Annotated in this window: 10 protein-coding genes; 7 read left to right on the top strand and 3 right to left on the bottom strand. The window is 69.9% G+C overall.

Going from position 1 to position 9,823, the window contains the following annotated elements; translation table 11 throughout:
* Positions 1-233 precede the first annotated feature (233 nt).
* From rplU to proB, 4 genes are all read left to right on the top strand, one after another.
* Positions 234-542 carry a 50S ribosomal protein L21 gene (gene rplU / locus BN11_RS09545; protein ID WP_048697040.1) on the top strand — a complete coding sequence of 103 codons (309 nt, stop codon included), beginning with the start codon at positions 234-236 and terminating at the stop codon, positions 540-542.
* A 27-nt stretch (positions 543-569) separates the two neighbouring features.
* Positions 570-824: a 50S ribosomal protein L27 gene (gene rpmA / locus BN11_RS09540; RefSeq protein WP_048697038.1), complete on the top strand. Its 255-nt coding sequence runs from the start codon at positions 570-572 to the stop codon at positions 822-824.
* A gap of 122 nt (positions 825-946) precedes the next feature.
* Positions 947-2,464 (top strand): GTPase ObgE, encoded by a 1,518-nt coding sequence (obgE, locus tag BN11_RS09535; RefSeq protein WP_048697034.1) that lies wholly within the window; start codon positions 947-949, stop codon positions 2,462-2,464.
* The gene (proB, locus tag BN11_RS09530) at positions 2,461-3,624 is read left to right on the top strand and encodes a glutamate 5-kinase (protein ID WP_048697031.1); all 1,164 of its coding nucleotides are present in this window, start codon (positions 2,461-2,463) and stop codon (positions 3,622-3,624) included. Before obgE ends, proB begins: the two co-directional genes overlap by 4 nt.
* 103 nt (positions 3,625-3,727) lie before the next feature.
* Here proB and BN11_RS09525 read toward each other — a convergent pair whose 3' ends face one another.
* Entirely contained in the window at positions 3,728-4,633 is a 906-nt protein-coding gene (locus tag BN11_RS09525) for a class I SAM-dependent methyltransferase (protein WP_048697027.1), read from the bottom strand.
* Positions 4,634-4,797: 164 nt separating this feature from the next.
* Between BN11_RS09525 and BN11_RS09520 the strand changes: the two genes are divergently transcribed.
* Positions 4,798-6,183, top strand: a complete 1,386-nt coding sequence (locus BN11_RS09520) for an MFS transporter (protein ID WP_162213199.1) — start codon at positions 4,798-4,800, stop codon at positions 6,181-6,183.
* Positions 6,184-6,193: 10 nt separating this feature from the next.
* Here BN11_RS09520 and pdxY read toward each other — a convergent pair whose 3' ends face one another.
* Together pdxY and BN11_RS09510 are read right to left on the bottom strand one after the other, a co-directional pair.
* Positions 6,194-7,048 carry a pyridoxal kinase PdxY gene (gene pdxY, locus BN11_RS09515; RefSeq protein ID WP_048697021.1) on the bottom strand — a complete coding sequence of 285 codons (855 nt, stop codon included), beginning with the start codon at positions 7,046-7,048 and terminating at the stop codon, positions 6,194-6,196.
* Between the two features lie 31 nt (positions 7,049-7,079).
* Positions 7,080-7,592, bottom strand: a complete 513-nt coding sequence (locus BN11_RS09510) for a hypothetical protein (RefSeq protein ID WP_048697016.1) — start codon at positions 7,590-7,592, stop codon at positions 7,080-7,082.
* A gap of 155 nt (positions 7,593-7,747) precedes the next feature.
* Here BN11_RS09510 and BN11_RS09505 point away from each other — a divergent pair, with 155 nt between their 5' ends.
* The gene (locus BN11_RS09505) at positions 7,748-9,031 is read left to right on the top strand and encodes a glutamate-5-semialdehyde dehydrogenase (protein WP_048697013.1); all 1,284 of its coding nucleotides are present in this window, start codon (positions 7,748-7,750) and stop codon (positions 9,029-9,031) included.
* Positions 9,031-9,723 (top strand): class I SAM-dependent methyltransferase, encoded by a 693-nt coding sequence (locus BN11_RS09500; protein WP_048697010.1) that lies wholly within the window; start codon positions 9,031-9,033, stop codon positions 9,721-9,723. Before BN11_RS09505 ends, BN11_RS09500 begins: the two co-directional genes overlap by 1 nt.
* Positions 9,724-9,823 lie beyond the last annotated feature (100 nt).

Genomic DNA, 9,823 nt, shown 5'->3' with positions numbered 1-9,823 from the left:
CCGCGGCCGGGCCACCGCCCCCGCCGGCCCGCCGCGCCCGGCAACGGACGCCTGACGAGGTCGCGGCCAAGGGGAGACAAGGGCCGAGCCGCGGAAGCGCGTTTGGTCGCAACACCTGCCAGGCCTTAGCATTGATCCTTGGTGCGCCCACCGCGTCGATGTCCCGATCCCGGGGTAGCTATTGGCCGGTCATCCGAGAGTGCGCGCAAGACGTAAGCGAAAGTGAGATCAACGTGTACGCGATCGTTAAAGCGGGCGGTCGTCAGGAGAAGGTCGCCGTCGGCGACGTCCTCCTGATCGACAAGGTGTCCGGCAAGGCCGGCGACAAGCTGGACCTGACCCCTCTTCTGCTGATCGACGGCACCACCGTCACCTCTGATGCCAGCAAGCTGGCCAAGGTGTCGGTCCAGGCCGAGGTTGTCGGCCCCGCCAAGGGTCCGAAGATCACGATCATGAAGTTCAAGAACAAGACCGGCTACCGCAAGCGCCAGGGTCACCGTCAGCACCTGACCCAGGTCAAGATCACCGCGATCGACGCCTGAGCCACTTTCTCGAAAAGGACTTAAGACATGGCACACAAAAAGGGAGCGTCCTCGACCCGCAACGGTCGTGACTCCAACGCTCAGCGCCTGGGCGTCAAGCGCTACGGCGGTCAGGTCGTCGGGACCGGCGAGATCATCGTCCGCCAGCGCGGCACCCACTTCCACCCGGGCGACAACGTTGGCCGCGGCGGCGATGACACGCTGTTCGCCCTCGCCGACGGCAAGGTCGAGTTCGGCACCAAGCGCGGCCGCCGCGTCGTGAACGTCGTCGCCGGCGAGTGACGCACTAGCTTTCCGTATGCTGCGCGGCCCAGCCCGCGCGCACCTCGCGTGAGTGGGGCGGGCCCGAGCGGCCCGCCCCCTCGCTGTTTTTCCCCTCGACCGACGCTGAGAGGCCGATTGCGATGACCACCTTCGTGGACCGGGTGACCCTGCACGTCACCGCCGGCGACGGCGGCCACGGCGTCGCCTCCATCCGCCGCGAGAAGTTCAAGCCGCTCGGCGGCCCCGACGGCGGCAACGGCGGCAACGGCGGCAACGTCGTCATCACCGTCGACCCGCAGTCGACCACCCTGCTGGACTATCACCGCAACCCCCACCGGCGCGCCGAGAACGGCCGGCCCGGAGCGGGCGACGAGCGCGACGGCGCGAAGGGGGGCGACCTCATACTGCCCGTCCCGGAGGGCACGGTCGTCTCCACCCGCGACGGCGAGGTGATCGCCGACCTCGTCGGCCCGGGTGCCTCCGTCGTCATCGCCGAAGGCGGCCGCGGCGGATTGGGCAACCGGGCCCTGTCCTCGACCAAGCGCAAGGCGCCGGGCTTCGCGCTGCTGGGCGAGCCGGGGGAGAGCGTCGACATCGTGCTCGAGCTGAAGTCGCTCGCCGATGTCGCCCTGATCGGCTTCCCGTCCGCGGGCAAATCCTCTCTCGTGTCCGTCATCAGTGCGGCGCGGCCCAAGATCGCCGATTACCCATTCACCACCCTCGTGCCCAACCTCGGCGTCGTGACCGCCGGGTCGATGCGCTTCACGGTCGCCGACGTGCCCGGCCTGATCCCCGGCGCCTCCGAGGGCCGCGGACTGGGCCTGGAGTTCCTGCGCCACGTCGAGCGCTGCTCGGTGCTCGTCCACGTCATCGACTGCGCCACCCTGGAGCCGGGCCGCGACCCGCTGAGCGATCTCGACGCCATCGAGGCCGAGTTGGCGGCTTATGTGCCCGGCGACCTGCTCGGCGGACGGCCGCTGGCCGAGCGGGTCCGGATGGTCGTCCTGAACAAGGCCGATGTCCCGGAGGCCCGTGAGCTCGCCGAGATGGTCGAGCCCGACCTGCGCGAGCGCGGGTATGAGGTGTTCATCGTCTCCGCCGTCGCGCACGTCGGTCTGAAGGAGTGGATCTTCGCGATGGCCCGGGCCGTCGAGGCCGCGCGGGCCGAGCAGGAGTCCGAGATCGTGGCGCAGCGCGTCACCATCCGTCCGAAAGCCGTGGACGACAAGGGATTCCAGGTCGTGCGCGAGCAGGACGGCGGCGAGACCGTCTTCCGAGTCGTCGGCGACAAGACCACCCGCTGGGTGCGTCAGACCGACTTCTCCAATGACGAGGCGGTCGGCTATCTCGCCGACCGGCTGCAGCGCGCCGGTGTCGAGGACGCCCTCTTGGCCGCGGGCGCCGTGCCCGGCGCGACCGTGCTCATCGGCCCGGCCGACAACGCCGTGGTCTTCGACTGGGATCCGACCATGGTCGGCGGCGCCGAACTGCTCGGTGGCCGCGGCACCGACGGCCGCTTCGACGATCGTTCGCGCCGGACCAACACCGAACGCCGCGAGGAGTTCCACGCCCGCAAGGACGCCCAGACCGCCGCTCGCGAGGAGCTGGCTGCCGAGCGCAAGGCCGGGCACTGGGCCACACCCGACACCGACCAATGAGCACCGACGAACTCGCGCCGGCCGAACTCGCGGCTGCCGAACTCGCGGCTGCCCGAGCGCGTATTGCCGGACGCGGCCGGATCGTCGTCAAGGTCGGCTCGTCGTCGCTGACCACCGACGGCGGCCGGCGTCTGGACCCGGCCCGGATCGGGGCGCTCGTCGCGCCCCTCGCCGACCGCCGGCTCCGGGGCGAACCCATCGTCCTCGTCTCCTCCGGTGCCATCGCGGCCGGCATCGGCCCGCTCGGATTGGCCCGCCGCCCAAAGGATCTCGCCACCCAGCAGGCAGCTGCCTCGGTGGGCCAGGGCGCACTGGTGGCGGCGTACGCCCAGGCCTTCGCGGCATACGGCCTCACGGTCGGCCAGGTGCTGCTCACCGCCGACGATGTGACCCGACGCTCGCACTACACCAACGCCCGACGCACCCTCGACCGGCTGCTCGAGCTCGGCATCGTGCCGATCATCAACGAGAACGACACCGTCGCCACCCACGAGATCCGGTTCGGCGACAACGACCGGCTCGCAGCGCTGGTCTCGCACCTGGTCAAGGCCGAGGCGCTCGTGCTCCTCACCGACGTCGACGGGCTGTATGACGGTCCGCCGAGTGAGCCCGGGACGCAGCGGATTTCGCTGATCCGCTCCCTCGCCGACCTGGAGGCCGTGCGCATCGGCGGCACCGGGTCGATGGTCGGCACGGGCGGCATGGCGACCAAGATCGAGGCGGCCGCGATCGCCAACTCGGCGGGGATCACCGCCGTGCTGTGTGCCGCGCCCGCCGTCGGTGAGGCGCTTGCCGGTGCGGACGTCGGCACGGTCTTCCTGCCGCACTCGGTCGGCAAGGCGAGCCGCAAGCTGTGGATCGCCCACGCCACGACACCTCGAGGTGTCCTGACCGTGGATGCCGGGGCCGTCGCGGCGCTGGTCGAGCGGCGCAAGTCGTTGCTGCCGGCCGGAATCATCGCTGTCACAGGGGCATTCGCCGACGGCGACCCTGTCGATGTGGCGGGCCCGGACGGTGTCGTGATCGCCCGAGGCCTCGTCAGCTATGACGCGGGGGAGCTGCCCAGGATGATGGGGCGCTCCACTCGGGAACTCGCGCGGGACCTCGGCCCCGAATACGAGCGCGAGGTCATTCACCGCGACAACCTCGTCGTCCGCTGAACTTGCCGGATCAGCCCTCCGACAGCACCTGGACGGCGCCGTCGCGGGAGCCGACGAAGCCGGTCTCCGACGTCGGCGTAACCCCGCGCTACCTGACCCCGGGCTACTTGCCGAGGCGGCGCTTGGCAGCCTGCTTGACGCGGCGAGCCTGGGCACCGGCCCAGTCGGCCGTGCGCACCGACCGGCGGGACTTCAGGCGCGCGACGGTCGCCTCGAGCTGCTCGATGCGACGCTGCTCGACCGTGAGCTTCGACCCCGTGGCCTTCGACCCCGTGGCCTTCGACGCCGTGGCCTTCGACGCCGTGGCCGCCGGCTTCGCTGCCGCCGTCTTGGGCTTGGGGGTGTCGTCGAACATCGGCTCGTCGAGCGGGGCGAAGGGCTTGCCGTCCATCCGCTCCTCGATCAGGACCCATGGCATCCGCCACCGGTTCAAGATGGTGTAGCGGCCGTCGGGGAAGTTGTCGACGACGTCCTGACGCTCGAAACGGCGCACATGGGTCTTCGAGATCGGCTCCGGCTCCTCGAAGGGCACTGTCATGAGCAACTGCCCCCGGCAGACACGGCGCAGTTCGGCCAGGCCGGCGGTGAAGATCTCCTCGGGAATGTGCTCCAGCACCTCCATGCACGTGACGACGTCGAAGTGGTCGTCCGGATAGGGGAGCTTGTCGATGCCGTCGTTGGTGCGGTGGATCAGGTCGGAGTACTCGATGTACTTGCCGAACCGGGTCGGGTCGGCGCCGTAGACACCGGAATACTTGCCGGACAGCGCGACCATGTTGAGGAACTGGCCCGCCCCGACGCCCACGTCGAGGGCCCGCTCGCCGTCGTCCATGCGGGACAGGACGTATGCCGTGCGCGGCCAGTCGTCCCGGTGGAACCACCCGTTCAGTGTCTCCGGCACCTCGCCATAAGTCCCCTCGTAGAGCTTCTTGACCTCGATGGCCGTCCCCTCGACGGGGTAGGTCTTCATCTCGACCACTGACGCCTTGAACTCGGCGGCGGCACTCATCTGCTTCCTCGCTGACTCGGTGATTGCGATGCTCCGCGGTGAGGGTACCGCGCCGACCGGCAAACCCTCATCGTCTCCCGCCGCCCACACCGCCGTGTCGCCGACAGACCGGTTGGGCAACGGCACTTGACTTAAGGTCGACTTCATCTTTCAGGATGGGCGGCATGACCTTGATCAGCAGCCGGCCCGTGACCCGCTCGGCGTCCATCCTCAGCCCCGAACACCGGTGGGTGACCATCGCCGCGATCGCCCTGGTGACCCTCGGCGCCTACGAGAACCGCGCCATCACCACGATCCTGCCGGTGATCGCTGACGACCTCGACGGGTTGCGCTGGTTCGGCCTGGCCTCGGCGATCCCCGCCGCGACCTACTTGGTGGCCACCACGGTCGCCGGCACCTGGACCGACCACAGGGGCCCGCGTCGGCCGCTGTTGTTCTCACTCGTGTTGTTCGCCCTCGCGCAGATCGCGTCCGGACTCGCACCCTCGATGGAGGTGCTGCTCGCCGCCCGGGCGCTCTCGGGCATCGCGGAGGGCGGCCTCGACATCGCGCTCGTCGTCCTGGTGTCCGACCTGATGCCGGAAGCGCTGCGCGCCAAGGTCTTCGCGGCCTTCGCTACGGCCTGGATCGTGCCGTCGCTGGTCGGTCCGGCGGTCGCCGGCGGGATCGCCCAATGGCTCGGCTGGCGGGCGGCCTTCCTGCTGCCCCTGATCATGTTGATCGCCGTCGTCCCCGCCCTCCTCCCGGCGCTGCGACGGGCAACCGCGCGCGGGGCCCGCGAGTGGAGCGCGAGTGAACGGGCGACGATCCGGGCTGCAGCGCTCGTCGCGGGCGCCATTGCCATGCTCACCTGGGGCACCTCGGCAGGCGCGTCCGGTGAGTTCTGGGGCGCCGCCGGTGCCGCCGCCGCCCTGTTCGTGATCGCCGTCCGGCTCGCCCACGTGCTTCCGTCCGGCTCGCTTCGGGGCGAGCGCGGTGCTCCGGCCTTGGTCCTGGCCACCCTCCTCGTCAGCCTGGCCTTCTCCGCCCTCGGCTCCTATCTTCCGCTCCTGCTCGCGACCGTCCGCGGTGCGAGCCCGGCCATCGCCGGCGTCACGTTGACCATCACCGGCATCTTCTGGGCTGTCGGGTCCAACGTCTCGAGCCGGGACGCGGTGCGCGCCCGGTTCTCGCCCGGTCAGGTTGCCGCAGCCGGTATGGCAGTGATGACCCTCGGCGGGTTCGGCCCCCTCCTCCTGGCCCTGGACGTGGTGTCGTTGCCCGTGGCCATGGGGGGCTGGGCCCTCGCCGCGACCGGGATGGGACTGGTCAACAACACCCTGGCCGTGCACCTGACGGTTCTCGTCCCCGACGAGGAACGCGGGCGCTACTTGGCCGGGCGGACCGTGGCTGCGGCCGTCGGGGTCGCCGGTGCGACCGCTCTGGGCGGTGCGCTCGTGGCCCGGGAAGCCGACCACCTGACCGCCTGGCCGATCACGATCACCGTGGCTGCCGGCATACTCGCCGCGCTGATCACCATCCCACTGGCGCGGCGGGTCGACGTCGTGTGACGTCGAGGACTCAGCGCACGCGTTCGGGGGTGAACTCCATCGCCGGGTGGGCGATCTCCTCCTGGCTCTGCACCAGCTGCAACTCCCGGCGGCCGGACTCGAAGGTCCGCTTCAACACGGCATAGACGGAGGAGACCGTCCTGGCCAGGGCATCGTCGGCGCGGCCGGAGTCGAGCAGGTGGGCGGTGAAGAGGGCGGCGGTGACGTCGCCGGACCCGTTGACCTTGAACGGGATGTGCGGGGTCTGGACGAGCCACGCCTCGTCGCCGTGCACCGCAAGCATCTCGATGGTGTCTTCGGGGCGGTCCGGCCGCAGCACGCTGGTGACGAGCACGGTCGAGGGGCCCATCTCGCGGGCCTTGTCGACGGAGGCGAGCGTGTCCTCGAGCGTCTCGGGCTCGGTGTGGGTGAGGAAGCCTAGTTCGAACTGATTCGGAGTGATCAGGTCGGCGACGGGGACCACCTTCTCGCGCAACAGGATCGGGATGTCCGGGTGGACGAAGCAGCCGCTCTTGGCGTTGCCCATCACCGGGTCGCACGCATAGATGGCCGACGGATTGGCGGCCTTGACGCGGGCAACGGCATCGATGATGACCCCGCCGATCTCGTTGCCGCCTTGATAGCCGGACAGCACCGCGTCGACCTCGCCGAAGGCGTCGCGCTCCTCCATGCCGGTGATGACCGCACGCACGTCGTCGGCCGCGATCAGCGGCCCCTTCCACGCGCCGTAGCCGGTGTGGTTGGAGAAGTTGACCGTATAGACCGGCCACACCTCCACCCCGAGGCGCTGCATGGGGAAGACGGCGGCGGAGTTGCCCACGTGGCCGTAGGCGACCGCGGACTGGATCGAGACGATGGTGCTCACACGCAGGATTCTGCCACCGGCTCGGGCGGAGTCAGACGCGCTTGCACTGCCCGAACTTGCCGCCCCGGACCGAATTGAGCGAACCCGTCGGCGCGGGCGCGTTGAGCGTGCACGAAAGACGCCCGTCGATCCCATTGCCCCGCAGCACCTTCGTGCCGGTCTTGGTGTTTGCGGTCAACGTGATATCCGCCCCGAAGCTGCTGTAGAGGATCGAGATCGCGCCGCCCTCGTTGAGGCTGACGGCACCGGTGACGCGAGTGTTCTCGATGCTGACCTTGCGATGTCCGGTGCTCGTCACGCTCCGCGCGACCTGGCTGTTCGTGACGATCAGCGTCGCGCCCGATTCGACGAAGACGGCCCCGCGTGCGGCGACATTGCGCAGGGTGCAACTCGCCCCGGCGGGCACGCGAATGCTGTCGCTCACGACGATATTGGCGATCGTGCCGCGACAGGTGCGCAGTGCGGCGGCGTCCGCCGGGGCGGTGATCGCGAGCGGCGCGCTCAGCGCGACACCGGCGAGAGTGGTGGCAAAGCGTCGTGACATGGCGTCCTCTTCGTCCGAACGTGATGTACGTGGGATGCGTACAGGTTGGGTGGCACCGTGATATCCCCTCGCCCGGTTGCGTCAGAGCATGCCGCATCTGGCCGCCTCGTGGGCGAACACCAGGTGGCCGGGCGGTAACGGCCTACCCTGGAGCCATGTCGGAAATCTCGCCCGAGGCGACGGCCACCGTCGCCGAGCTTGCGCAGAAGTCGCGCGTCGCGGCGCGCGAGCTTGCCCTGCTCTCCCGTGCCCGCAAGGACGAGGTGTTGCGTGGCCTCGCCGACGCCCTCGACTCCGCCATCGCGCGCGTGGTCGCGGCCAACGAGGAGGACCTCGAACGCGGCCGCGCGGGCGGGATGCCCGAGAGCCTGCAGGACCGGCTGCGCCTGACCCCCGAGCGGGTCGCGGCGGTGGGCGACGCGCTGCGCGATATCGCTGCCCTGCCCGACCCGGTCGGGGAGATCGTCCGCGGCTCCACTCTGGCGAACGGCCTGCAGATCCGCCAGGTGCGGGTGCCGATGGGCGTGGTCGGGATGATCTACGAGGCCCGGCCCAATGTCACGGTCGACGCCGCCGGCCTCGGCCTGAAATCCGGCAATGCCGTCATTCTTCGCGGTGGGTCGGCGGCCGCCTCGTCCAACCGGGTCCTCGTGGACGTGATGCGCGAATCCCTTTCGGCACAAGGGATCAACCCCGACGCGATCGGACTGCTCGACGGCGGAGGTCATGACGCGGTCCGGGCCCTGATGACGGCACGTGGCCTGGTCGACCTGCTGATTCCTCGCGGGGGAGCCGACCTCATCCAGTCCGTCGTCCTGAACTCCACCGTCCCCGTCATCGAGACCGGCATCGGCAACTGCCACGTCTATGTCGACAGGGCGGCAGACCTCGACAAGGCGCTCGCCATCACCGTCAACAGCAAGACCCAGCGGCCGAGCGTCTGCAATGCGGCCGAGTCCCTGCTCGTCCACGCCGAGGTCGCCGACGAATTCCTGCCCAAGGCCCTGACCGACCTGGCCGGAGCCAGTGTCACGCTGCATACCGACGAGCGCGCCAGCGCCATCGCCACTGCGGCGGGCGTCCCCTTTGCCGTTGCGACACAACAGGATTTCGCCACCGAGTATCACTCGCTCGAGATGAGCGTCGGGGTCGTCGACAGCATCGATGCGGCCTTGGAGCACGTGCGCACCTTCGGTTCGGGGCACACCGAGGCGATCGTGACCGAGGACCGCGCGGCGGCCCGCCGCTGGACGACGGAGGTCGACGCGGCCGCCGTGATGGTCAACGCCTCGACCCGCTTCACCGACGGCGGGGAGTTCGGGTTCGGTGCCGAGATCGGCATCTCGACGCAGAAGCTGCACGCCCGCGGCCCGATGGCGTTGCCGGAGCTGACGACGACGAAGTGGATCGTCGAAGGCGACGGGCACGTGCGAATCTGATGCACGACAAGGAAGTTCGCAAGCTCACCGAACTCGAGGACACGCACTGGTGGTATGCCGAGCGCCGCCACCGCCTGGCTCGCTCGATCGCCGGTATGACGCCCGGTCGCGCCCTCGACATCGGCGCGGCCGGCGGCGGCAACTCCCGGGTGCTCGCCCGGGAGGGCTGGGATGTGCTCGCTCTCGAATACGGCGCCGAGGGCGCCCAGGTCGGCAAGGAGCGAGGACTCGACGTCATCCGGGCCGACGCCACGCAACTGCCCCTGGATCGCGAATGCGTCGATCTGGTCGTCGCCTACGACGTGCTCGAACACATCCCTGACCACGACGCGGCGGTCCGCGAGGTGCACCGCATCCTGCGCCCTGACGGCACCTTCCTCATCGCCGTGCCGTGCGACCCGCGGCTGTGGTCCGCTCACGACGTCGCTGTCGATCACGTGCGGCGCTACACCAGGGGCACCCTCTCGGAACTGCTGCTGCGCAACCGATTCAGGATCGAGGAGCTGTGGTCCTGGAATGTCCTCCTGCGCCCGACTGTCGCCCTGCGCCGGCGCACGAGCACCGGCAGCGATCTCGAGCAACTGCCCAGACCGGTGAACCTGGCACTGAAGGGCGTGGTCACGGTGGAGCGCTACCTGCCGGTGAAAGGCCTGCCCGGCGTGACCTTGATGGTGACCGCGCGGCCGGCCTGATCACGCGCCGCCGCTGCGCCCGTCGACAGCGGCGGCGGCGGACTGGCCGAACGGGGGAGGTCAGCGGACGCGCCACGAGCCCGGGTCGGGCGCGGGCGGG

The organism is Nostocoides australiense Ben110 (assembly GCF_001050535.1).
Lineage (GTDB): Bacteria > Actinomycetota > Actinomycetes > Actinomycetales > Dermatophilaceae > Nostocoides_A > Nostocoides_A australiense.
The sequence above is the reverse complement of the archived record's forward strand: the minus strand, read 5'-3'. Positions and strand labels throughout refer to the sequence as shown.